Origin of the sequence: Streptomyces sp. NPDC059371, assembly GCF_042751995.1 — a bacterium.
Classification (GTDB): domain Bacteria; phylum Actinomycetota; class Actinomycetes; order Streptomycetales; family Streptomycetaceae; genus Streptomyces.
Genome location: NZ_JBHYXD010000042.1, coordinates 21,806 through 43,810, shown reverse-complemented (window position 1 = coordinate 43,810; position 22,005 = coordinate 21,806). Strand labels below are relative to the sequence as shown.

Annotated in this window: 18 protein-coding genes; 8 read left to right on the top strand and 10 right to left on the bottom strand. The window is 71.5% G+C overall.

Annotated elements, in window-relative coordinates; genetic code table 11:
• The first annotated feature begins 23 nt into the window (after nt 1-23).
• Nucleotides 24-764, top strand: coding sequence for a TetR/AcrR family transcriptional regulator (locus ACFXGX_RS23240; protein WP_384794446.1), 741 nt, complete (start codon nt 24-26; stop codon nt 762-764).
• Nucleotides 765-788: 24 nt separating this feature from the next.
• Here ACFXGX_RS23240 and ACFXGX_RS23235 read toward each other — a convergent pair whose 3' ends face one another.
• Together ACFXGX_RS23235 and ACFXGX_RS23230 are read right to left on the bottom strand one after the other, a co-directional pair.
• Nucleotides 789-1,616, bottom strand: coding sequence for a DUF4232 domain-containing protein (locus tag ACFXGX_RS23235; RefSeq protein WP_384794444.1), 828 nt, complete (start codon nt 1,614-1,616; stop codon nt 789-791).
• A 339-nt stretch (nt 1,617-1,955) separates the two neighbouring features.
• The gene (locus ACFXGX_RS23230; RefSeq protein WP_384794442.1) at nt 1,956-2,351 is read right to left on the bottom strand and encodes a nitroreductase/quinone reductase family protein; all 396 of its coding nucleotides are present in this window, start codon (nt 2,349-2,351) and stop codon (nt 1,956-1,958) included.
• Nucleotides 2,352-2,443: 92 nt separating this feature from the next.
• Between ACFXGX_RS23230 and ACFXGX_RS23225 the strand changes: the two genes are divergently transcribed.
• Nucleotides 2,444-3,280 carry an endonuclease/exonuclease/phosphatase family protein gene (locus ACFXGX_RS23225; RefSeq protein WP_384794440.1) on the top strand — a complete coding sequence of 279 codons (837 nt, stop codon included), beginning with the start codon at nt 2,444-2,446 and terminating at the stop codon, nt 3,278-3,280.
• 20 nt (nt 3,281-3,300) lie between these two features.
• On the opposite strand, the gene ACFXGX_RS23220 is transcribed toward ACFXGX_RS23225, so the two are convergent.
• Together ACFXGX_RS23220 and ACFXGX_RS23215 are read right to left on the bottom strand one after the other, a co-directional pair.
• Nucleotides 3,301-3,621 carry a DUF397 domain-containing protein gene (locus ACFXGX_RS23220; RefSeq protein ID WP_384794439.1) on the bottom strand — a complete coding sequence of 107 codons (321 nt, stop codon included), beginning with the start codon at nt 3,619-3,621 and terminating at the stop codon, nt 3,301-3,303.
• Nucleotides 3,618-4,469, bottom strand: coding sequence for a helix-turn-helix domain-containing protein (locus ACFXGX_RS23215; RefSeq protein ID WP_384794437.1), 852 nt, complete (start codon nt 4,467-4,469; stop codon nt 3,618-3,620). Before ACFXGX_RS23215 ends, ACFXGX_RS23220 begins: the two co-directional genes overlap by 4 nt.
• A gap of 213 nt (nt 4,470-4,682) precedes the next feature.
• On the opposite strand from ACFXGX_RS23215, the gene ACFXGX_RS23210 reads away from it, so the two are divergent.
• Together ACFXGX_RS23210 and ACFXGX_RS23205 are read left to right on the top strand one after the other, a co-directional pair.
• Nucleotides 4,683-5,123, top strand: coding sequence for an ATP-binding protein (locus ACFXGX_RS23210; protein WP_384794435.1), 441 nt, complete (start codon nt 4,683-4,685; stop codon nt 5,121-5,123).
• Between the two features lie 281 nt (nt 5,124-5,404).
• Entirely contained in the window at nt 5,405-6,241 is an 837-nt protein-coding gene (locus ACFXGX_RS23205) for a calcium-binding protein (protein WP_384794433.1), read from the top strand.
• Between the two features lie 80 nt (nt 6,242-6,321).
• Here the strand turns inward: ACFXGX_RS23205 and ACFXGX_RS23200 are convergent, their stop codons facing one another.
• Nucleotides 6,322-7,836 carry a CehA/McbA family metallohydrolase gene (locus ACFXGX_RS23200; protein ID WP_384794431.1) on the bottom strand — a complete coding sequence of 505 codons (1,515 nt, stop codon included), beginning with the start codon at nt 7,834-7,836 and terminating at the stop codon, nt 6,322-6,324.
• A 195-nt stretch (nt 7,837-8,031) separates the two neighbouring features.
• Between ACFXGX_RS23200 and ACFXGX_RS23195 the strand changes: the two genes are divergently transcribed.
• From ACFXGX_RS23195 to ACFXGX_RS23185, 3 genes are all read left to right on the top strand, one after another.
• Nucleotides 8,032-10,626, top strand: a complete 2,595-nt coding sequence (locus ACFXGX_RS23195; protein ID WP_384794428.1) for a bifunctional FO biosynthesis protein CofGH — start codon at nt 8,032-8,034, stop codon at nt 10,624-10,626.
• Between the two features lie 106 nt (nt 10,627-10,732).
• The gene (locus tag ACFXGX_RS23190) at nt 10,733-14,071 is read left to right on the top strand and encodes a tetratricopeptide repeat protein (protein WP_384794426.1); all 3,339 of its coding nucleotides are present in this window, start codon (nt 10,733-10,735) and stop codon (nt 14,069-14,071) included.
• A gap of 117 nt (nt 14,072-14,188) precedes the next feature.
• Nucleotides 14,189-15,304, top strand: coding sequence for an ADP-ribosylglycohydrolase family protein (locus ACFXGX_RS23185; RefSeq protein ID WP_384794425.1), 1,116 nt, complete (start codon nt 14,189-14,191; stop codon nt 15,302-15,304).
• Nucleotides 15,305-15,310: 6 nt separating this feature from the next.
• On the opposite strand, the gene ACFXGX_RS23180 is transcribed toward ACFXGX_RS23185, so the two are convergent.
• Together ACFXGX_RS23180 and ACFXGX_RS23175 are read right to left on the bottom strand one after the other, a co-directional pair.
• A complete protein-coding gene (locus ACFXGX_RS23180; RefSeq protein WP_384794423.1) occupies nt 15,311-16,888 on the bottom strand; it encodes a sodium:solute symporter family protein in 1,578 nt (525 codons plus the stop codon).
• Nucleotides 16,889-17,226: 338 nt separating this feature from the next.
• Nucleotides 17,227-18,012 (bottom strand): SDR family oxidoreductase, encoded by a 786-nt coding sequence (locus tag ACFXGX_RS23175; RefSeq protein ID WP_384794421.1) that lies wholly within the window; start codon nt 18,010-18,012, stop codon nt 17,227-17,229.
• Nucleotides 18,013-18,118: 106 nt separating this feature from the next.
• Here ACFXGX_RS23175 and ACFXGX_RS23170 point away from each other — a divergent pair, with 106 nt between their 5' ends.
• Nucleotides 18,119-18,958 (top strand): hypothetical protein, encoded by an 840-nt coding sequence (locus ACFXGX_RS23170; RefSeq protein ID WP_384794419.1) that lies wholly within the window; start codon nt 18,119-18,121, stop codon nt 18,956-18,958.
• Nucleotides 18,959-19,044: 86 nt separating this feature from the next.
• On the opposite strand, the gene ACFXGX_RS23165 is transcribed toward ACFXGX_RS23170, so the two are convergent.
• The 3 genes from ACFXGX_RS23165 to ACFXGX_RS23155 all read right to left on the bottom strand — a co-directional run bounded on the left by ACFXGX_RS23165 (nt 19,045) and on the right by ACFXGX_RS23155 (nt 21,588).
• A complete protein-coding gene (locus ACFXGX_RS23165; protein WP_384794417.1) occupies nt 19,045-19,254 on the bottom strand; it encodes a DUF397 domain-containing protein in 210 nt (69 codons plus the stop codon).
• Between the two features lie 281 nt (nt 19,255-19,535).
• Nucleotides 19,536-20,393: a helix-turn-helix domain-containing protein gene (locus ACFXGX_RS23160; RefSeq protein ID WP_384794415.1), complete on the bottom strand. Its 858-nt coding sequence runs from the start codon at nt 20,391-20,393 to the stop codon at nt 19,536-19,538.
• A gap of 439 nt (nt 20,394-20,832) precedes the next feature.
• A complete protein-coding gene (locus ACFXGX_RS23155; protein ID WP_384794413.1) occupies nt 20,833-21,588 on the bottom strand; it encodes a GPP34 family phosphoprotein in 756 nt (251 codons plus the stop codon).
• Nucleotides 21,589-22,005: the final 417 nt, after the last annotated feature.

Below are 22,005 nucleotides of genomic sequence, written 5' to 3'. Positions count from 1 at the left end.
CCGAAGATGTCAGGATCACCGCCATGAGCGACAGTACGAACCCCGGCGCGGCCCCCGTGACCACCCGGGCGCGCATCCTCGCCGTGGCCGCCGAACTGGTCGCGAAGTCCCCGGACGGCGACGTCTCGACCCGGGCCGTGTGCGAGGCCGCCGGAGTCGGCGCACCCGCGCTCTACCGCCACTTCGGCGACAAGGAGGGCCTGCTGTCGGCCGTCGTCGACCACGGCTGGGAGCGCTACCTGGCGGCGAAGCGGGAGCGGCACCCCGGCACGGATCCGGTCCAGGACCTGCGCGACGGCTGGGACGGTCACACCGAGTTCGCCCTGCGGAACCCGAACCTCTACCGCCTGATGCACTCCCCGGCGATGCGCACCCCGCCCGCCGCGGCGCTGGAGGCCCACCGGATCCTCACCGGCGACCTGCGTCGCGCCGCCGAACAGGGCAAGCTGCGGCTCGCCCCCGAACTCGCCGCGCAGATGATCATGTCCGCCAATGTCGGCGTCTGTCTGATGCTGGTCTCCCGCCCGGCGACCTTCACGGACGAGACCCTGTCGCGCCGCGTACGGGACGCGGTGCACGTCTCCGTCTTCACCCCGGACGCCACCGCTCCCGAGCCGCGGACGGCCGGCTCCGGGACCTCCGCCGTCCCGGCCACCGCGACCCGCCTCGGCGCACAGCTCCGCCAGGACCCGAGCCCCGCCTTCACCCCCGCGGAGGCGACCCTGCTCACCGAATGGCTGGACCGCCTGTCCAACACGGGCTGAGGCCCCGGTCCGGTTCCGGCTCCGTCACTTCGACATGATGAAGTCCAGGGCGAAGCCGGAAGCGGTCGTCCAGTAGGTGACGAGCTGGCTCTTGTCCGCGTACAGCGTGCTGACGGGCATGGGGACGTCGATCGGGTTGCCCGCGCTGCTGCCGGGCGTGCTGCCCTGGAGGCCGAGGGTGATGCTCTTCGCCTCGTACTCGCCGGTGTTGCCGCTGCTGACGAGCAGAGCGGCGTAGGCCTCCTGGCCCGGGGAGAGAGTGACGGGCACTCCCGGGGTCCCGTCGCTGTCCTTGATCACGGGGGTCGTGAACCGGGCCTCGGCGCCGAGCTTCACGATGGGGTAGCGGTAGAGGTTGCACTTCTTGTCGCTCGCGTTCTGCACGGTGAGGACAAGGTGTCTGAAGTCCCTCTCCTTCACGGCGGACACCCCGAGCTCCTTCTGGGAGCAGGTGGCGATCGTCGCCTTCCCGCCACCGCCGCCGCCCGCGGTGCCACCACTGCGGCCGGTGCCCGTGCTGCCCGTCGTGCCCTTGCCGCCCGTGGTGCCGGCGCTGCTCGTGGTGCCACCGCTGCCGGCGCTGCTCGTGCCCCCGCCGCTGTCCGTGCCGCCACCGTTCCCCGCGCTGCTGCCGCCGCCGCTGCCGGCCCCGTCGCCGCCGTTCGAAACACCGCCCGGCTTCGCCGAAGCCGTCGCACTCGGCTGGGCCGAGGGCTCGGAGCCGTCCGAACCCTCGGCCGCGCCCGGGTCGCACGCCGTGGCCGCGAGCAGCGCCACTGCCGCCGCGGCCCCGAAGGCGTAGGACTTCCAGCCCCTGGGGCTCTTGTGGTTCCTGCGGGCAGGCGTCTTCATGGTGTCCCGTTCCCTCGTCGATCCGTAGAAGAGGTCGCATGCGCCGGCGGCCGGCACTCCGGACCGACGGACATGGGTGTCCCCCGTGGACGGGCGGGCCGGGTTGTCGTGGCGCCGCCGAGCGGACGATCTGCTCGGCCGGTGCGACAGCCACAGCATGGGATTCCTCGTGGGCCTGGGACAACAGAAGCCCGTCAACCTGAGACGGTGGAACCATCCCACCCGCGATGACCTGCGGAAACACGGAGGCCTGGGATGCCTGACAGGGATGCGAGGACGCCTCCGGCGGTACCCCCGGACCTGGATGCGAGGACCCCGGCGGTGGTACCCCCGGCGGCCTCACCCCCGCAGATCTACCCGCACCGTCAGCAGCCCCGTCCCGATGAGCCGTACCGCCGCGCTGTTGCCCCGGGGCAGGGTGCGCAGCCGGGCCACCGGGTCGTCGTCCGGGAGGACGTGCGCCGTGCCCTCGTGCCAGCGGCCGCGGAGCCGCACCCGCACCCTCGGGTCCGCCTGGATGTTGCGTATGTACTGCGAGCGTTCCCCGAACTCCGAGACCAGCCAGAAGGCGTCGCCGACGCGGCGGCCACCGAGCGGGGTGCGCCGGGGCAGGCCTGAGACACGGCCGGTGGTCTCCAGGAGCGTCTGGAACGGCATCCGGCGTGCGAGCGGGTTGACGAGGTGCCGCTGGAAGGCGGTCGTGGTGCGGAACCTGAGGTCGGTGAGGCGGGCCATGGTCGGTGGGTCTCCTGTCCGGGCTGGTGTGTGGCACAAGGAAGTTGTTTCAATGGTCCCCGATGTCGCGCGACGGGAGCAGGTGGCTGAGGATGCGGGTCGTGACCTGGAACCTCTGGTGGCGGTTCGGGCCATGGGAGGAGCGGCAGAAAGCCATTCTGGCCGTGCTGCGCGAACTGCGGCCCGACGTGGTCGGGTTGCAGGAGGTGTGGGAGTGCGGCGGGCAGAACCTCGCCGGATGGCTCGCGGACGAGCTCGGGATGCACTGGACCTGGGCCGCCTCCGACGCCTCGGACCGCTGGCAGCGGCGGATCGGGGATCCCACGGTGGACGTCGGCAACGCCGTGCTGAGCCGCTGGCCGGTGGTGGCGCAGGAGGTGCTGCGGCTGCCCGCCCCCGAGGAGCTGTACGACGGACGGCTCGCCCTGCACGCCCGCCTGGCCACGCCCACCCACGAGGTGCCCTTCTTCACCACCCACCTCACCTCGGCCATCCACGCCTCGGGCGTGCGCCGCGAACAGGTCACCGCCCTCGCGGAGTTCGTCGCCGCGCACCGGGGCGGCACCGACTTCCCCCCGGTCGTCACGGGTGACTTCAACGCCTGGCCGGACTCCGACGAGATCCGTCTGTTCGGGGGGTACAAGACGTCCCCCGTGGTGCCCGGACAGGTCTTCCTCGACGCCTGGGAGTACGCCGACCCGACGGCACCCCGGGCCACCTGGGACCCGGCGAACGCCCATGTCGGCCCGCACAGCCCCGCCGCACGCATCGACTACGTCCACGTCGGGCCGCCCGGCCCCGGCGGCCTCGGGCACGTCCGGTCCGTACGGCGGGCCGGGGACGGCCCGGTCGGCGGGGTGTGGCCCTCGGACCACGCGGCCGTCGTGGCCGACCTGTACCTCCCGTCGGGTGCTCAGGACACGCCGTGACGCCATGAAGCCCCTTTGGTTCAGCCGCGGTTGTCGCCCTTGAGCACGCGGAGAAGGGCACCGAAGGCGGCGGGGGTGGTCGAGAGTATGGAGTGGGCGGGGTCGGCGCTCTCGGTCAGGTGGACCGTTTCTGCTTTGGTGACGCCGGCGACGTGGAGGCAGGCGTCGCCCTCCTGGCAATGGGAGGACTTCTGCCATGTGCCGGCGACGTGGAGGCAGGCCTCGCCTTCCTGGCAATGGGAGGACTTCTGCCATGTGCCGGCGACGTGGAGGCAGGCCTCGCCCTGGGCGCAGTAGGACGACTTCTGCCAGGCGGTGGCGGGCATTTCGGGTCCCTTCACAGATGCTGGGCGATGTTGTGGATGAAGTCCTGTGAGTCCGAGTGGCTGAGGGACGCGGACTCCAGGCGGTCGAGGAGCAGCCGGTACTGGGCCAGTTGTGCTTCGGCATCGATGAATACCGGTCCGTGGGACTGGTCCAGTTGGGCTGTGTCGAGTGCTGGTACAGGGCCGGACACGAAGTACACCGACTGGCCCGAACCGGGGTAGGAGCCCGCGTCGAACGGAATGACCCGGATCGACACGTGATCGCGGTCGCTCACCTTGAGCAGGTGGTGAAGCTGGGCGCGCGTCACGTCCCGGCCGCCGAACTTCATGCGCAGGGCCGCTTCGTGAATCACCGCCCGGTACGGGGCCGGCTGGTCCCGGTAGAGCGTCGCTTGACGCTTCACCCGGAAGGAGACCCGATGCTCGATCTCCGGAGGGGACATCTCGGGGACGGCTTGTCGGTAGATCTCACGTGCGTGGTCGACGGTCTGGAGCAGTCCGGGGACGTGCATGCTGTGCGCGGCGTAGAGCCTCGTGCCGTGGTGTTCGATCTCGGCGAGGTCGAGCAGCTTGGACGGCAGGATCTCGCGGTACTCCTCCCACCAGCCGCGCTTGCGTTCACCGATCATGGCTACCAGGGACTCGACCAGTGCCGGTTCCGTGCAGGAGTACGTTCGCGCCATCACCCGGACGCGGTCCGCGCTCACTCCGAACCGAGCCACCTCGATATTGCTCAGCTGTCCAGAGCTTGTGCCCAGCAGGGCGGCTGCCTGTGTGGTGGTCATACCTGCGCGCTCGCGCAGCTTGCGCAGCTCGACACCGAGCCGTGTGCGCCGGGCGGTTGGAGCAGACCTGCCTGCCATGTCCTAACTCTCCCTGTAGAACACCAGGTTGGGGTGTCACTCACGAGAGTGGAGCCCTAAGGAATCCGGTCAACGAGTGAAAACAATCCTTGCGCGCCCCCTAATCTGGTTGCGAGGCGCCCCGCCCAGAAGCACCCCGCTCGACGGAGCGGCCAGGTCACTGGGCACCGGAGACGAAGAGATCAACCTCCCTCTCGTGATCGGAGACTTCCGATGGCCACCGTATCGCCGCCGTGGGCCTACACCCTCCAACTCCCGCACGATCCCCGCGCCCCCGGTATCGCCCGAGCCACCCTCCGTACCGTCCTCGCCGCGCACGACCTCACCGAACTCGCCCCCACCGCCGAACTTCTGGCCTCCGAACTGCTCACCAACGCCCATCTGCACACCCGGGGCCCGTACGCCCTCCGTGTCCTGTCGACGGAGCCGCACCGGCTGACGGTCGCCGTCTGGGACACCGACCCGAGAGTCCCGCCCGGTTACGGGAAGCCCCACACCTCCGTACCCCCGGCGGGCGCCGAACACGGTCGCGGCCTGCACCTCGTACGGGCCTGCGCCGACGCGTGGGGTGTGTCCGTGCTGCGTGAGATGGGCGCGTCGAGGGGCGGGAAACTGCTGTGGGCGGAGTGCGGGGGCGGGGCCGAGGCCCGATAAACCGAAGGGAAGGCCGCAGGCCGGTGTCCGGCCGGTTAATGGCGGGGAAATCAAGGTCGCCCGCGAGAACTGAGCGGAATTCCGCTACAACCCCCGCCCGGGGTGCGGTGTCCGAACGTGTGAACCAGAAACAACAGCAGCCCCGCACGTGGGTGCGGGCTCACGACTCGATCGCCGACCGCTGACCGCCGTGACGACGTCGGCAGCGGTGACGGCGAATTCACCGGCGCTTTTCTTCGTCGGGCCCGATCGTCACTGATTCCGCGAAGGGTTATTTCCGCATGCGCACGTTAAGGGCAATTTCCGCCACTGCCGCTCTCGGTCTCGCTCTCGGCGGAGGCCTGTTCTCGGTGTCCACCGCCCAGGCGGCCACGGCGAGTTCAGCCACGCTCACCCGCGCTACCTACGGCACATTCTCGTACAAAGCCGCCGCCGGACAGACCAACAACCTCAGAGTCACCACGAAGGAGGTCGACGCCGGCTCCGAGGATTACCACTACCTCCGCATCACCTTCCGCGACAATTACAACATCACCTTCTCCACGGACAAGTGCACCTACCCGTCGGCGACCGATCACAAGGTCGTCGATTGCACGGCGGTGATCGGCGTGGGCGGCACCGGCGACATGGACCACTACAACGCCGACCTCGGTGACGGCAACGACACCGTGACCGCCACCGGCGCGTTGGCCACGATCTCCGGCGGCAAGGGCGACGACGTCATCAAGGGCGATGGCGGCACCGTTCTGTTCGGGGGCGACGGCAACGACCACCTCGACGGCGGCGGGGGCGTCTACGGCGAGGGTGCGGACGGCGGCGCGGGCAACGACACGCTCACCAACTGCGACTCCACGTGCCATGGAGGGCCCGGAAACGACAGTCTCACCGGCACCTCCACCGGGCACCAGAACGACTTGTACGGTGACGACGGCAACGACGTCGTCCACGCCGGCGCCGGTGCCGACTTCGTCCACGGCGGCAGGGGCGACGACAAGCTGTACGGCGACAGCGGCAACGACACGATCTACGGCAACACCGGCAACGACCTGCTGCACGGCGGCACGGGCACGGACAGGCTCTCCGGCGGCGCGGGCACCGACAAGGTCTACCAGAACTAGAGGCAGAGCCGGAGCCGGAGAACTCAGGGCCGCCAGGGGTGGGCGTGAGGGAACAGGGTCTCCCTCACGCTCCCCTTGGGCTACGCCCCCAGGAAGATCGGGTTCGTGAACGCCGCCAGAGCCCCCGGGACCGGGCCCGCCGCCGTCTCGTGGCGCAGCTCCGCGCGTACGTACGCCGCGTAGGACGCCGTCGTACGCCACTCGACCGTTCCGGAGCCCGCGACCGGCAGCGGGTCGCTGGTGAACAGCGTGCCCTGGTCGGTGACGAGGCGGACCGTGCAGCGCGGGGCGCCGGCGGCCTCCAGACGGACGGTGACCGGAGTGTCCGGGGCGACCCTCAACCGCTCGCCGATGCCCGCGTGTTCGCCCTTGGCGCCGGACGCCGAGAAGGAGAGGGAGACCAGCTTCGACTCGGCGACGTAGGAACGGCCCGCGCGGATGCCCTCCTGGATGGCCTCGCGGGTCAGGTCGTCGGCGAGGACGACCGTCTGCGGGGAGCCGACCGGGTCGGGGGCGCGGTGCGCGTCGCTGTTGCCCATCGCCGGGAGCCAGCCGTGGCCCCCGCGCACGGAGGCGACCAGCATGTTGTCCCAGTCGGCGAGGGCGACTTCGTCGTCGGGGGTGTACGGGCCGTTCCACACCTCGACCGCGTCCGCCTCGCCGAAGCCGAACTTCCAGCCGCAGCCGACACACGTGGCGTGCGGGTGAGCGGGCACCACGAGCCCGCCGGCCCCACGGATCCGGCGCGCGAACCGGCCGAAGCGGTTGTCGCGGGCCCGGTAGCGCCAGTCGACGAAGGTCCCCGGCTCCGTGCCGAGCGCCAGCACGTGCCCGTTGCGGGTGGTGACCTCCTCGCCGAGCATGATCAGCAGGTCGTCGCCGGCCTGGTCCGCCCAGTGCGGATGCGCGGCATGCGTGTTGTGGTCCGAGGAGTTGATGAAGTCCAGGCCCGCCGCCCGCGCCAGCGCCGCGATCTCCGCGGGCGTGCGGCGGCCGTCCGAGTACCAGGAGTGCAGATGGCAGTCACCGCGGTACCAGGCACGGCCGCGGCCCTTGGCGCGCGAGGGCGGGTACACCGGAGCCGGCGCCGGAGCCGGCTTCCCGTACGTCAGGGTGATCGTGACCTCGTACGCCAGCCCCTGGGGCGCCACCGTGTACGGGCCGAGCGCGATGTGCCAGGTGCCGGGGCGGACCGGCCCGGGGATGTATCCGGGGGTCGCGTCGTCCGAGCGGATGAAGAACTCCGTGCGCGCGCCGCCCGACCAGCCCCGGAAGCCCCGGCCGCCCAGCTCCGTGCCGTGCTCGTCGAAGATGCCGATGTCCAGGGCGTTGCCCGCGGTACCGGCCGGGACGGACGGCCGCTCGTAGCTGTAGGAGACCCTGATCTCCGCGACCCCGGCCGGTACCTCGACCGGGAGATACACGAAGTCGGGGGAGCCGGTGGGGAGGGTGCCCCGCACCGTCCGCGTCTCCTGGTCGTCCGCCGCTTCCGCGTGCGCACCGCTGGGGAAGGTCACGCTCCCCAACGTAAGCGCGGCCGCCGCTCCCGTCACGAACAGAGCGCGTCTGCCGATGCCGTGGTCGTCCTCGCACATACTGCTGCTCCCCTGGAGTCGGGTGTGACAGTGACATGAGTGATGCGAAGTGCCACGGACCACTGTGCGAGCGGGCAGTGAACGAGAGTGCACACCAGGGGAATCGACGGCTTGCGGGGAGACCGACAGATGCCGCGCGGCCGGAATGCCCTCGCGTCCCGCTGTCCCCGGTGACCTCGACCGTATGCTCGAAGGATGACGACCTCCGCGACGGGCGCGACTCCCGGATCCGGGCCGACGGCGAACTCCATGCGGCGAGCGCTGCGGCGCGCGCGGGACGGCGTCGCGCTCGACGTGACCGAGGCCGCGGTGCTGCTCCAGGCACGCGGCGCGGACCTGGACGACCTGGCCGCCTCCGCCGCACGGGTGCGGGACGCGGGCCTGGACGCGGCCGGCCGGTCCGGAGTCATCACGTACTCCAAGAGCGTCTTCATCCCGCTGACCCGGCTGTGCCGCGACAAGTGCCACTACTGCACCTTCGTCACCGTCCCCGGCAAGCTGCGCCGGGCCGGCCACGGCATGTTCATGTCCCCGGACGAGGTCCTCGACATCGCCCGCCGGGGCGCCGAACTCGGCTGCAAGGAAGCCCTGATCACCCTCGGCGACAAGCCGGAGGACCGCTGGCCCGAGGCCCGCGAATGGCTGGACGCGCACGGCTACGACGACACGATCGCCTACGTACGGGCGATCTCGATCCGCATCCTGGAGGAGACGGGCCTGCTGCCGCACCTGAACCCGGGTGTGATGTCGTGGACCGACTTCCAGCGGCTGAAGCCGGTCGCCCCGTCGATGGGCATGATGCTGGAGACCACCGCGACCCGTCTGTGGTCCGAGCCCGGCGGCCCCCACCACGGCTCCCCCGACAAGGAGCCCGCCGTCCGGCTGCGGGTCCTGGAGGACGCCGGACGCTCCTCCGTCCCCTTCACCAGCGGGCTGCTGATCGGCATCGGCGAGACGTACGAGGAGCGCGCCGACTCCCTGTTCGCGCTGCGCCGGATCTCCCGCGCCCACCACGGCATCCAGGAACTGATCATCCAGAACTTCCGCGCCAAGCCGGACACCGCGATGCGCGGGATGCCGGACGCGGAGCTGGACGAGCTGATCGCCACCGTCGCCGTCGCCCGGCACATCATGGGCCCGGCCGCCTGCCTCCAGGCGCCGCCCAACCTGGTCGCCGGCGAGTACGGGCGGCTCATCGGCGCCGGGATCGACGACTGGGGCGGCGTCTCGCCGCTGACCATCGACCACGTCAACCCGGAGCGGCCCTGGCCGCAGATCGAGCTGCTGCGCGAGCGGTCGGCCGAGGCGGGCTTCGAACTGCGTGAACGCCTCTGTGTCTACCCGGAGTTCGTGCAACGGGGCGAGCCCTGGCTGGACCCGAGGCTGCTGCCCCACGTACGGGCTCTCGCGGACCCGGAGACCGGTCTCGCGCTGTCCGACGCGGTGGTCGAGGGCCGGCCCTGGCAGGAGCCCGAGGAGGCCTTCACGTCCGCGGGGCGCACCGACCTGCACCACACCATCGACACCGAGGGCCGTACGGGCGACCGCCGCGACGACTTCGACACCGTGTACGGCGACTGGGCGGCCCTGAAGGAGGCCGCGGCCCCCGGGATGGTGCCGTCCAGGATCGACACGGACGTCCGCGCCGCCCTCGCGACCGCGGCGGACGACCCGACGAAGCTGACCGACGACGAGGCCCTCGCGCTGCTGCACGCCGACGGCCCGGCGCTCGACGCCCTGTGCGGGATCGCCGACGACGTGCGCAGAGCGGCCGTCGGCGACGACGTCACGTACATCGTCACCCGCAACATCAACTTCACCAACGTCTGTTACACCGGCTGCCGTTTCTGCGCCTTCGCCCAGCGCCGCACGGACGCCGACGCGTACACGCTGTCCCTGGACCAGGTCGCCGACCGCGCCGCCCAGGCCTGGGACGTCGGCGCGGTCGAGGTGTGCATGCAGGGCGGCATCCACCCGGACCTGCCCGGCACGGCGTACTTCGACATCGCGAGGGCCGTGAAGGAACGGGTCCCCGGCATGCACGTCCACGCCTTCTCCCCGATGGAGGTGGTGAACGGCGCGACCCGCACCGGCCTGTCCATCCGCGAATGGCTGATCGCGGCCAAGGAGGCGGGCCTGGACACCATTCCCGGCACGGCCGCCGAGATCCTGGACGACGAGGTGCGCTGGGTCCTGACCAAGGGCAAGCTGCCCGCGGCCACCTGGATCGAGGTCGTCACCACGGCCCACGAGCTCGGCATCCGCTCCTCCTCCACCATGATGTACGGCCATGTCGACCAGCCCCGCCACTGGCTCGGCCACTTCCGCACGCTCTCCCGCATCCAGCAGCGGACGGGCGGCTTCACGGAGTTCGTGACCCTCCCCTTCATCCACACCAACGCCCCCGTCTACCTGGCCGGCATCGCCCGCCCCGGCCCGACGACCCGCGACAACCGCGCGGTCATGGCGATGGCCCGCCTCCTGCTCCACCCGCACATCCCCAACATCCAGACGAGCTGGGTCAAACTGGGCACCGAGGGCGCCGCCGAAATGCTCCGCTCCGGCGCCAACGACCTGGGCGGCACCCTGATGGAGGAGACCATCTCCCGCATGGCGGGCTCCAGTTACGGCTCCTACAAGTCGGTCAAGGAACTGATCGCGGTGGCCGAGGCGGCGGGCCGCCCCGCCAGGCCCCGCACCACCCTCTACGGCGAGGTCCCCCAGGAACGCCGGCGCGCGGCGGCCGCCTCGGACGGACACCTGCCGGAACTGCTGCCGGTGCTGGACTGAGGCGATTCCGGCCGCCGTACGCGTTCGGCCGGCACCGTTCGATCCGGGACAGGGTGCGTCAGACTGGGGGACGGCCAGGGCGGACCACGGGGGAGGGGGCGGGGCCATGGTGCGGGCGCGGCCGTCCATGCAGGAGCTGATCGAGGAGCGGCGGCGGCACGGGTTCGTCGGGCGCGGGGCCGAACGCGCCCTGTTCCGCGCCAACTTCGAACTGCCCCCGGAGGACGAGCGGCACCGGTTCCTGTTCCACGTGCACGGCGACGCGGGCGTCGGGAAGACGTTCCTCGTCCGTGAGATGGAACAACTGGCGGCCGAGCACGGGGCGTTGACGGCATATGTCGACGAGAACGTCACCGGGCTGCCCGAGGCGATGGAGGCGATGAGCCGCCAGTTCGCCGCGCGGGGGCACCGGTTCAAGGAACTCGACCGCCTGCTGGCGGCGTACCACGAGCGGCGTCACGAGGCGCAGACCGCCGTCCTCGCCCCGCAGGACGCGGAGCGGCCCGGCCCCTCGGCGGCCGGTCTGACGGTGGCGCGGGCCGGCCTGCTGGGGCTCGGGATGGTGCCGGGCGTCGGGGCCCTCGCCGGGATCATGGACCCCGCCCAACTGGCACAGGGCGCCGACCGGCTGCACGCCAGGGTCAGCGCCCGGCTGCGCAGCCAGGAGGACGTACGGCTGGTCCTCGCGCCGCAGGCCGTGCTCACCCCGGTCCTCGTCGCGGAACTCTCCGAGGCGGCCCCGGCCGTGCCGTGGATCGTCCTGTTCTTCGACACGTACGAGAGGACCGGCCCCTTCCTCGACGGCTGGCTCCACACGATGATGACCACCCGCGAGTACGGCGCCCTGCCCGCCACGGTCGTCGTGGTGACCGCCGGACAGCGCCCCCTCGACACCGCCCGCTGGGGCGGCTTCGGCGACTTCGTCAGCGACCTGCCCCTCGGACCGTTCACGGAGACCGAGGCGCGGGGGCTCCTCGCTGGCAAGGGCGTCGTCTCGGAGCCGGTGGTCGCCGAGGTCCTGCGGCTCACCGGCGGACTGCCCCTGCTGGTCTCGACCCTGGCCGAGCAGCGCCCCGCGGATCCCGAGGACGTCGGAGACCCCTCGGCCACGGCCGTCGAACGCTTCCTGAAGTGGGAAGCCGATCCGCTGCGCCGGGCGGTGGCGCTCGCGGGCGCCCTGCCCCGGAGCCTGGACCTGGACGTGTTCCGGGCGGCCGTCGAGCGCACGGACGAGGAGCACGTGGACGAGGCGAGCGGCGCGCTGTTCGACTGGCTGCGCGCGCTGCCCTTCGTGGACGGCCGCGGCGACCGGGTCCGCTACCACGACCTCGTCCGCGAGGCGATGCTCCGGCTCCAGCGGCGTCATTCCCCGCGCGGCTGGACCGAACGCCACGAGCGGCTCGCGGAGTTCTTCCGCCGGTGGCGCGACGAGGCGGGCAGGGGGCCGGCGGATCCCGACGAGGTGTGGCGGCACGAACCGTGGCTGCGGCTTCGTCTCGAGGAGTCGTACCACCGGCTGTGCGCGCGCCCCGTCGCCGCACTGGGCGACGCGCTGCACACCCTGGTCGAGGCCTGCCGTGCCGACCCGGTGGCCGGGCGCTCCTGGGCCAGGATGCTCCAGGAGGCCGGCGACGCGGCCGGAGCCCCGGTCCCGGGCGAGCTGGGCAGATCGCTGAGCGAGGCCCTCGCCGACGACGAGGACGGGGTCGGCCGGGCGATGGAACTGCTGCTCGCCCGCCCCGAACTCCAGGGTCCTGCACGGGCCCTCGCACACGGGGTGCGGGCCAGGGAACTGCGCATCGCCGGGGAGTACACGCGGGCCCTGACCGAGTACGGCAGGGCGCTGGAACTCGATCCGGACGAGCCACGGGTGCACTACGGCCACGGCCTCACCCACCAGTTGCGGGGCGACTTCCCCGCGGCGCTCGCGGCCTTCGACCGCGCGGACGAACTGCGGCCCGGCACGGCCTGGATCATCGCCGAACGCGCGGAGACCCGCCGCATGGCAGGCCGCACGGAGGAAGCGGCGGCCGACTTCGACCGGGCCGTCGCCCTGGACCCGACGAACGCCGACGTGGTGGCCTCCCGGGCGGTGTGCCGGCACGCCCTCGGCCGGTTCGAGGAGGCGGCCGCGGACTTCGACCGGGCGCTGAGCATCGACGGGGACCTCCTGTGGCCGCTCGTGCGCAGAGCCCGGCTGCGCCGGGACACGGACGAGTGGGAGAAGGCGTTCGCCGACCTGGACCGGGCGGCCCGCCTGGAACCCGGGAACGCCTGGGTCGCGTCGGAACGGGGCGACGCCTACCGGCTCGCGGGCCGCTTCGAGGACGCCGTCGCGGAACTAGGCCGGGCCGTCACCCTGGAGCCCGGCTATGCCTCGGCCCTGGCGGGCCGCGGGGTGTCGCACCACGAACTGGGTCACGGAGCGGAGGCACTGGCCGACCTCGACCGCGCCGTCGAACTGGCCCCGGAGTACTCCTGGGCGCTGGTGATGCGGGCGCGGGCGAGGCGCCGCCTCGGGGACCCGCCCGGCGCGTACGAGGACCTGCGGCGCGCGCTCGCGGCGGACCCGGACGCCGACTGGATCGAGATCGAGCTCGGCAACACCTACTACCTGGAGGACCGCCACCAGGAGGCGATGGCCGTCTTCCGGGGCCTCCTGGAACGGGACCCGCGCAACGCCTCGGCGATGGGCCGCCTGGGAGCGGTCCACCGCGACCTCGGAGAGCACGCGGAGGCGTTGGTCTGGCTGGACCGGGCCCTCGCGGTCGACCCGGACTACTTCCACGCCCGCGACGAGCGGGCCCGCGTCCTCCGGGCGACCGGCCGGACCGAGCGGGCGCTGGCCGACTGGGAGCGGCTGATCGCCCTGGGCGGGGACGCGGACACGGCCACGGCACGCCACGAGATCGTGGAGCTGCTGATCCACTGCGGCCGGTGGGAGGAGGCGGCGGCCCGGCTGGCCGAGGACCCGGCGCCGGGCCCGGACGACGGCCTCGTCCCGGACCGCGACCAGCTCCACGTCGAGGTCTTCCGGCACACGGGCCGGTGGGAGGAGGCCAGGGACCTCGCCGAGCGGCTGCGCGGGGAGGCCCCGTTGTCGGGCACCTTCGAGCTGGCGATGACGGAGCGGCGCTTCCGGGGCCGGGCGGCCGCGGAGCCCTGGTGGCGGGAGCTGGCGCGGCTGCTGGACACGGAACCGGAGGACGGGCTCCGCGCGTCGGGCCGGTGCATCGTCGGCTGGGCCCTCGCGGACTGGACCGCCGCCGACCGGGAACTGACCGGTCTCCTGGCCCTGGACCCGGGCTGGGACGAGCTGGCGAACCTCGTGGACGTCCTCGCCGAACTCCTGCGCTGCCCCGGCGCCGAGACCGCTGAGCTGACCCCGCGCCTCGCGGAGGTCACGGCGGCCCGCGACGCCGTCCGGGAGCGCCACACCGGCTGATCACGCCCGTCGTGGATCCGACCGGGCCTTTATGGATCCGTGGCCTCAACCGACCGTTCGCGTTCGATTACAGTGCTTTGCTGTCGGACGTAGGGACAGGTGCCTCAGGAGGTCTCGGTGGGTGCGACAACCGGTGCCGTCTGGGGCCGTGGGGAGCAGCAGGACTTCCGGAGCCGGGTCCGCGGGACACTGCTGGGCGCCGCCGTCGGCGACGCGCTGGGTGCCCCGGTCGACCGGCTCTCGCTGGAGGCGATCCTGGAGACGTACGGGGCGGAGGGTCTCGTCGGTCCCGCCCCCGCGTACGGGCGGCGCGGCGCCGTCACCCACCTCACCCAGCTCACCCTGTTCGGCGTCGACGGACTCGTCCGCGCCCAGGTGCGCCGTGACACCGGCGCCTGGCATCCGCCCTCCGACCTGCACCGCGCCTACCGCCGCTGGGCGGCCACCCAGAGCGACTGGGGGCCCGACGAACGCCGCAAGGACGACGGCTGGCTGGCCCGCGAGGAGTGGCTCTACGCCCGCCGCGACCCCGCCAAGGCCTGCCTCCTCGGCCTCGCCGACGAGATCATGGGGACGCTGGACGCCCCCAAGAACCCCGGCGAGCAGGGTCCCGAGGCCGCCGGCCGTTCCGCGCCCTTCGGGCTGCTCGTCGGCTGGGAGCCACAGCTCGTGATGCAGCTCGCCGTCGAGTGCTCCGCGCACACGCACGGCCACCCCTCGGCGTACCTGACGGCGGGGGCGTACGCCGTGATCGTGCACGCCCTCGCCCGCGGTGAGAACCTCGACGCGGCCGTACAGCAGGCCCTCGCGCTGCTCGCGACCCGGCCCGGGCACCAGCCGGTCGCCGCCGCGCTCCAGCACGCGCTGGGCGCCGTACGGCAGGGCATGCCCTCTCCCGCGCGGGTCCAGGAGCTCGCCGTGAGCGGCATCTCCGAGGGGCCCCTCGCCGCCGCGGTGTACTGCGCGCTGGTCGGCGAGGACGTCCGGCACGGCCTGTGCCTCTCGGTGAACCACGGCGGGCCCTCCGCCGTCGCCGGCGCCCTCACGGGGGGTCTGCTGGGCGCCCTGCACGGCGAGACGGCCCTCCCGCCGGCCTGGCTGGCCGAACTGGAGGGCCGTCCCACGGTGCTGGTCCTCGCGGACGACTTCGCGATGGAGATGACCCAGGGGCCCGCGCTGCACGGCCCCGCCGGATCGTCCCCTGGCTGGCTCGCCCGCTACCCCCGCGCCTGAGCCGCCCTAGTCCTTCACCGGCGTGCCGACCGCGCCGTCCGCCGCCCCCGCACCCGCCGGTGCCGGGATCGCCGCCGCGGCCGAGCCGTCGTCGTCCGTGTTGATCAGCTCGATGACGGCGTCCCGCTCCGGGGTGTCCTCGGGCCGCAGGAAGCCGATGAGGACGTACAGGACGAGGGAGATGATCATCGGGAGGGCGACCTGGTACTCCAGCTTCACGTCCGTGCGCTGCGAGAAGTCCAGGTGGTAGTTGACGAAGAAGAAGGCGAGCAGACCGCACGCCCAGCTCGTCAGGGCCGCCGTCGGTCCCGACCTGCGGAACGGCCGCAGCAGACCGAGGATGAACGGGATCGCGATCGGCCCCATCAGCCCCGCCACCCACTTGATGACGACGGTGATGATGTCCTTGAACGCGGGGGAGTTGACCTGGGTCGCCACGGCCATGGACAGGCCGAGGAAGGCGACGGTGGTCACGCGGCCCGCGATGAGCCCCGCACGGGTGTCCCAGGCGCGCGCGGCCCGGGAGAACACCGGCATCACGTCGCGGGTGAACACGGCCGAGATGGCGTTCGCGTCCGAGGAGCACATGGCCATCGTGTGCGAGAAGAACCCGACGACGACCAGGCCCAGCAGCCCGTGCGGCAGGAGCTGTTCGGTCATCAGGCCGTACGCGTCCGAGCCGTCCGGCTTCTGCGCGGTGACGAGAAGCGGCGAGAGCCACATCGGGATGAACAGGACGACCGGCCACACGAACCACAGTCCGGCGGACAGGAACGCGGACCGTGTGGCCTCCCTGGAGTTCTTGGTGGCCATGTAGCGCTGGGCCTGGTTCCACATGCCGCCGTTGTACTCGAACAGCTTGATGAACAGGTACGCGATGAAGAACACCGTCAGATACGGGCCCGCGAAACCGTCCCCGTGACCGTGCAGCTTCGGCGAGTCCAGCGCCTTGGAGAGCCCGCCCTGGTCGGAGATCTTGTTCAGCACGATGACCAGCATCGACAGACCGGCCAGCAACTGGATGACGAACTGGCCGAGTTCGGTCAGCGCGTCGGCCCACAGACCGCCGATCGTGCAGTAGACGGCCGTGATGCCGCCGGTGATGAAGATGCCCTGGGTGAGCGTGACGCCGGTGAAGACGCTGAGCAGGGTGGCGATGGCCGCCCACTTCGCGCCGACGTCCACGATCTTCAGCAGGATGCCGGACCACGCCAGCGCCTGCTGGGTCTGCACGTTGTAGCGGTCCTTGAGGTATTCGAGGGGTGAGGCGACGTGCAGTCGTGAGCGCAGCCGGTTGAGCCGGGGCGCGAAGGCCTTGGCGCCGATGGCGACGCCGATGGCGATGGGCAGGGCCCAGGTGACGTACGAGGTGATGCCGTAGGTGTACGCGATGCCGGCGTAGCCGGTGAACATCACCGCGCTGTAGCCCGACATGTGATGGGAGATGCCGGACAGCCACCACGGCATCTTGCCGCCCGCGGTGAAGAAGTCGCTGACATCGTCCACACGCTTGTGGGACCAGACACCGATCGCGGTCATCACGCCGAAGTACGCGACCAGGACGGCCCAGTCGAGACCGTTCATGTGCCCCCTCCAGGGGTCCGCCTTGTGAACTTGCAGATACCGGACGGCACTTCGCCGGTAGGTGCATGGGCGGGCGCCCCGTGCGGGAGCGGGGACTTCGGGGATTGAACCGCCGTTCGGAGGGAGCGGTCAAGACCCTCCACGGTCACAGATATGAACACAGATCAGAAAGCAGAACGATTTTGCCTCCACTTTACCCACCGGGCTGTTGTCGTGTTCGTGACGGGGGCCACACCATGAGCGGGCACTTCGTCGGACCCACAACAGCAATGACAAGTCGACAGCCGTACGGGATGCGGGTCCCGTGCGCCTGGGAGAGGGGTCGCCGGCCGTATCGGCTACCGCATGAGTTCGCCCGCGTTCACGAGCAGCGACTGCCCCGTGATCGCCCGCGCCCGGTCGGAGGCCAGGAACACCGCGGCGTCCGCGACGTCCCCGTCCGTGGCCAGCTCGGGCAGGGCCATCCGCTCGGTGAGCCGCTTCAGGACGTCCGCCTCGGGCACCTGCTCGGTGTAGGCCGTGAACTGCACGTACGCCTCGACCGGCGGGCCCCACATCCAGCCGGGCAGCACGGTGTTGACCCGAATCCGGTACGGGCCGAGCTCGCGCGCCAGGGAGTACATCGCGCTCGTCAGCGCGCCCTTCGAGGCCGCGTACGCCGCCTGCCGCACCTGGCTCGGCGCGGCGACCGACGACTGCGTCCCGATGACGACGACCGAACCGCCGCGCTCCTTCAGCGCGGGCAGGCAGGCGCGGGTCATCCGCAGCGTGCCGAGCAGGTTCACGTCGATGACCGACTGCCAGGTCGCGAAGTCGGCGTCCTCCAGGCCGCCGAAGTAGCTGTCCCAGGCGGCGACGTGGACCACCGCGTCGATCCGCCCGAAGCGCTCGGCCGCGAGTGCCGCGAGCGCGTCGCACTGCCCCTCGTCGGTGATGTCCGTCGCGCGGAACGCCGTGTGCGCGCCGTCCGGGTCCAGTTCGGCCGCCGACTTGGCGAGATTGGCCTCGGTGCGGGCCCCGAGCACGGCGTTGCCGCCGTCGCGCACCACGGCCGCCGCGACCTGATGGCCGAGCCCGGCTCCGACACCCGACACCACGACGGTCCTGCCGGCGAGCAAAGACATCCGGGGCCTCCTCGGCTCTGGCGCATTGTCTGACGGGGCGTCAGAGTATGGGCGTCCGGCGGAGGAAGGAAGTCCCGCGCACGTTCCACCGAGGAAGGGGTTCGTCATGCCGGAGGAGACCCGCAGCGAGACCTACGCGGAACTGGCCGCCCTCGGCCCGTACGGCGTCCACCCGGGCCACGCCCTGATCACCCTGGTCGAACCGCACCCGGGCCACGAGTACGCCTACAACCGCTGGTACGAGGACGACCACTACTACGCGGGCGCGATGGCCATGCCCTGGATGTACGCGGGACGCCGCTGGGTGGCCACCCGCGACCTCCAGCTCCTGCGCTACCCCGAGAAGTCGGCGGTGGCCCAGCCGGTCACCGCGGGCTGCTACATCTCCACCTACTGGGTCACCGAGGGCCGCTACGACGACCACATGAAGTGGACCGTCGGCATCAACAGGCGGCTGAACCGCGACGGCCGCGTCTACCAGGACCGTACGCACGTCTTCACGGCCTTCCAGGACCACGAGGCCACCGTCTACCGCGACGGCGCCGCGGGCCCTCGCGACTTCCACGCCCTCGACCACCCCTACGCGGGCCTCGTGGTCGAGGTCGTCGACGCCGAATCCGCCGGGCAGCGGGCGGAGTTGCTGGAGTGGCTGCGCTCCCGCCATCTGCCCAGGCGGCTGACGGGCTCACCCGCCGCCCTCGTCACCGTCTTCCGTCCGACTCCGCTCCCGGGCGACCGGATGACCTATGTCAAGCAGGTCGAGGGCGTGGACACCCGGCTGACCCTGCTGTGGTTCCTTCAGGAGGACCCGCGCGACTGCTGGGAGGCGCACTTCACGGGCCTGGACGAGGCCGTGGCCGAATCGGGCCTGGGCCGCGTGGAGTTGGTGGCCCCGTTCATCCCCACGATCCCGGGAACGGACACCTACGTGGACCGGCTTCGCTGACACGCACCCGCCCTCTCGGCCAGGACGGCGGGCCGGACGAGAGGGCTCTGTCGGTGCAGCGTGTGAAGTTGTCCCGGCCACAGGGGTCAGACGAGGCCGGACGCTCCGCGGCTCACCTCGGTGACGAAGGCGTTCCAGGCGTCCGCGGGAAACGCGAGCGTGGGGCCGGCGGTGACCTTGGAGTCCCGGACCGCCAGGGCCGAGATGACCGGGGACTTGACCTCGACGCAGGCGCCGTTGCCGGTGGAGTAGGAAGACTTGGTCCAGGTGTCGAGGGCGCCCTGCTGAATTGCCATGATCGCTCCAGAAAGCTGTCGTTCGTCGATGAGTTGCCGCCATGAAGCCGTCGGCGCACTGTCACCGGACTGCGGATCCGTCAGGAGTCCAGCGGTCCGGATTGCGCCAACGTCGTTGCTCGATGGCGTGATCGACGCTACTCGCCAACATCGGCTGACGAAGCGACTATTCACTCGACTGGATGGCATATTCCATAGGGGTCTTCCGCATCGGGGCGGCGACAGTGTAGGGTCCGGCCGCTCATCGGCGGGGGCGCCCTCGGAGGCCGCCCCCGTGCCGATCAGCGGGCGTAGTCCTTCGCGAGGTCCGCGATGAACTGCCGTGACTGCTCCACGTTCAGGGCCTGGGCCCGAAGGTGCTCGTACATCACGCTGTACTTCTGGACGTCGTTCGCCTTCTCCAGGTACAGGTCGCTGGTCACGCCCTCGATGTAGACGACGCTGGAGTCGGCCGCGTCGGGGAACTCCAGGATCGCGTACTGGCCGTTCAGGCCCGGGTGCGCGCCCATGTCGAAGGGGATCACCTGGACGGTGACGTGCGGCAACTGGGACTGCTCCACGAGGTATTCGAGCTGCTCGCGCATGAGCGGGCGGTTGCCGACGGCGCGGCGCAGGGCCGCCTCGTCGAGGACGGTCCACAGGCGCAGCGGGTTGTCGGGGGCGGAGATTCGTTCCTGCCGCTTCATCCGCACCTGGACGCGCTTGTCGATGTCGGCCGGCGCGGTCTCCGGCAGTGCCCCCGCGATCAGGGCCTCGGCGTACTGCCGGGTCTGCAGCAGGCCCGGGACGACCTGCGGGTCGTACACGCGCAGGCTCGCGGCGTCGGTCTCCAGACCGATGTAGACGCTGTACGGGATGTCGCCGAAGGAGTGCCACCAGCCCTGCTGGCGCGAGTCCTTGGCCATCTGCATCAGCGAGTCGACGATCCGGTGGTCCTCGACCTCGTAGACTCCGCACAGATCGCGGACGTCGCGCTGGCTGATACTGCGCCTGCCGTTCTCCAGCCGGCTGATCTTCGACTGGGACACCAGCAGGCGCTCGGCGACCTCTTCGGCCGTCATGCCCTTGAGCTCGCGGAGCCGCCGAAGCTCCTGGCCCAGCCGGCGCCGCCGGACGGTGGGATTGACACTTGACGCCACGGGACGTGCACCTCCGGCTGCGGGCCTGTACTTTGCGTATCTGCTGTTGAGCAGATTGCCACCAAGGTGCTTTCTACCGCTGGGAAACGGCGTATATGCGCCTGGTGGGCGCAAGTTCGCAGATTCGGCGTGTATACGCGGCCCTGCGCCATGCCCGACAGCCCCGCCGAACTCCCCGCCGAACTCCACTGACGGGTCGGCGAGATCGCGCCGGACCCCGGAGACGGGCTTCCCCGCGATGCGGTCGCGCGGGGCGGTGGGACCGTGTCGTCGTCCGGACGTACGGTCTCAGCCACCCCGCGCGAGCCGGCGGCTCCCGAACCGGATCATGGGGACTGCGGTGCGGCGCTGGTGTCTTGCGGCGGTGCGGGCGGTGCGGGTGCTGTGTGCCGCCGATGGTGCCGGCGGTGCGGGACGCGGGCCGTCGTGGGCCCGCGGCTCAGTGCGCCACGGCGCGCGCCATCGAACCATGGCGCGGTTGCATCGGAACCCCGCGTGCGGGCTCCGGTGCGGACCTGACTCCGGCGGTGGCGGGACGGCCCACCGGTGCCGGGTTGCGGCGAGGCTGTGCGGCCACACCGCTCTGAACGTCCATCACGGCGTGCGCCACGAGGCCGCCCATGGGGTCGTGCCTGATCAGATCCCGCAGCCGGGAGCGGGACGAGCGTCCCTCGTTCCCCGGATACAGGTGCTTGCCGAGACCGACCGCATGGGCCAGCGCGGCGAGCGCCGCGGTCCGCGGGTCCGGCGGTACGCCGGTGCGGATCGCGTTGTCCAGCCGGGTTCGGATCTCCCGGCTGATCTCCGTGTCCGTCGCTTGGTAGCGAGTCGTCGGAAGGACCCCGCACATCTGGCCGGCCACGGCATGGACCATGCCGCACCTCTCCAGATGCGAGAGGTAGGTCTGGCGGAGCCCCAGGCGGGGTCCGCCGATCCAGTTGACCGCGCGTACGGGTGTTCCGCGTCGGCGAAGGAGTTCCAACGCACAGTCCAGTGTTGGATCTCCGGTCGGCCGTGGCACCACCACGGCGATACGATCCCCGTCTGGGGCTATCCGTCCGGCCAGCGCCAGCTCCACTAGCTGTGCTCCGGCCAGACCGAGGTCGAGCGACTGCGGCTGCGCGGTGGTACCCGTGGTCGGGTCCAACGCCAACAGCAGAAGCTCCTCCGGAATTGTTCTGCGGCTCTTGCCCATCCATGCCTCCCCGCGTGGATGAATGACAGGGTGACCCCTCTCACATTGGTCTGTCGAGAGCACGTGACCGGAATATGAGGGAACCGGCAGGTATGTCGTTCTCGTCTACCGCAAGGGTCGAGCCCTGGCACAGGACACTGGTACATGGTTCGGGCAGCGGTGTCCGGGCGGCGGTTCAAGGGTTTGACGGTTCGTTTTCGGCGCGCGGAGGGCGCGCGCCGCATGGAGGAGGCATCGGTGGCGGGCGAGTCCCCCGACAGGTCGAAGCAGCACGAGTCGTCGGCGTCGTCGGCAGAAGCGGGGGCCGGGGGGCCCCCCGGGGGGGGGGGGGGGGGGCGGGGGGGGGGGGGGGCGGGCCCCCCCGCCCCCCCCCCCCGCGCCCCCCCCCCCCCCCCGCCGCGCGGGCGCGCGGGCGGC

What these genes read in the sequence shown, in the direction of transcription:
- ACFXGX_RS23240 (WP_384794446.1), top strand. Translation starts at nt 24, where the DNA reads ATGAGCGACAGTACGAACCCCGGCGCGGCCCCCGTGACCACCCGGGCG.
- ACFXGX_RS23235 (WP_384794444.1), bottom strand. Translation starts at nt 1,616, where the DNA reads ATGAAGACGCCTGCCCGCAGGAACCACAAGAGCCCCAGGGGCTGGAAG.
- ACFXGX_RS23230 (WP_384794442.1), bottom strand. Translation starts at nt 2,351, where the DNA reads ATGGCCCGCCTCACCGACCTCAGGTTCCGCACCACGACCGCCTTCCAG.
- ACFXGX_RS23225 (WP_384794440.1), top strand. Translation starts at nt 2,444, where the DNA reads ATGCGGGTCGTGACCTGGAACCTCTGGTGGCGGTTCGGGCCATGGGAG.
- ACFXGX_RS23215 (WP_384794437.1), bottom strand. Translation starts at nt 4,469, where the DNA reads ATGGCAGGCAGGTCTGCTCCAACCGCCCGGCGCACACGGCTCGGTGTC.
- ACFXGX_RS23210 (WP_384794435.1), top strand. Translation starts at nt 4,683, where the DNA reads ATGGCCACCGTATCGCCGCCGTGGGCCTACACCCTCCAACTCCCGCAC.
- ACFXGX_RS23205 (WP_384794433.1), top strand. Translation starts at nt 5,405, where the DNA reads ATGCGCACGTTAAGGGCAATTTCCGCCACTGCCGCTCTCGGTCTCGCT.
- ACFXGX_RS23200 (WP_384794431.1), bottom strand. Translation starts at nt 7,836, where the DNA reads ATGTGCGAGGACGACCACGGCATCGGCAGACGCGCTCTGTTCGTGACG.
- ACFXGX_RS23195 (WP_384794428.1), top strand. Translation starts at nt 8,032, where the DNA reads ATGACGACCTCCGCGACGGGCGCGACTCCCGGATCCGGGCCGACGGCG.
- ACFXGX_RS23190 (WP_384794426.1), top strand. Translation starts at nt 10,733, where the DNA reads ATGGTGCGGGCGCGGCCGTCCATGCAGGAGCTGATCGAGGAGCGGCGG.
- ACFXGX_RS23180 (WP_384794423.1), bottom strand. Translation starts at nt 16,888, where the DNA reads ATGAACGGTCTCGACTGGGCCGTCCTGGTCGCGTACTTCGGCGTGATG.
- ACFXGX_RS23175 (WP_384794421.1), bottom strand. Translation starts at nt 18,012, where the DNA reads ATGTCTTTGCTCGCCGGCAGGACCGTCGTGGTGTCGGGTGTCGGAGCC.
- ACFXGX_RS23170 (WP_384794419.1), top strand. Translation starts at nt 18,119, where the DNA reads ATGCCGGAGGAGACCCGCAGCGAGACCTACGCGGAACTGGCCGCCCTC.
- ACFXGX_RS23165 (WP_384794417.1), bottom strand. Translation starts at nt 19,254, where the DNA reads ATGGCAATTCAGCAGGGCGCCCTCGACACCTGGACCAAGTCTTCCTAC.
- ACFXGX_RS23155 (WP_384794413.1), bottom strand. Translation starts at nt 21,588, where the DNA reads ATGGGCAAGAGCCGCAGAACAATTCCGGAGGAGCTTCTGCTGTTGGCG.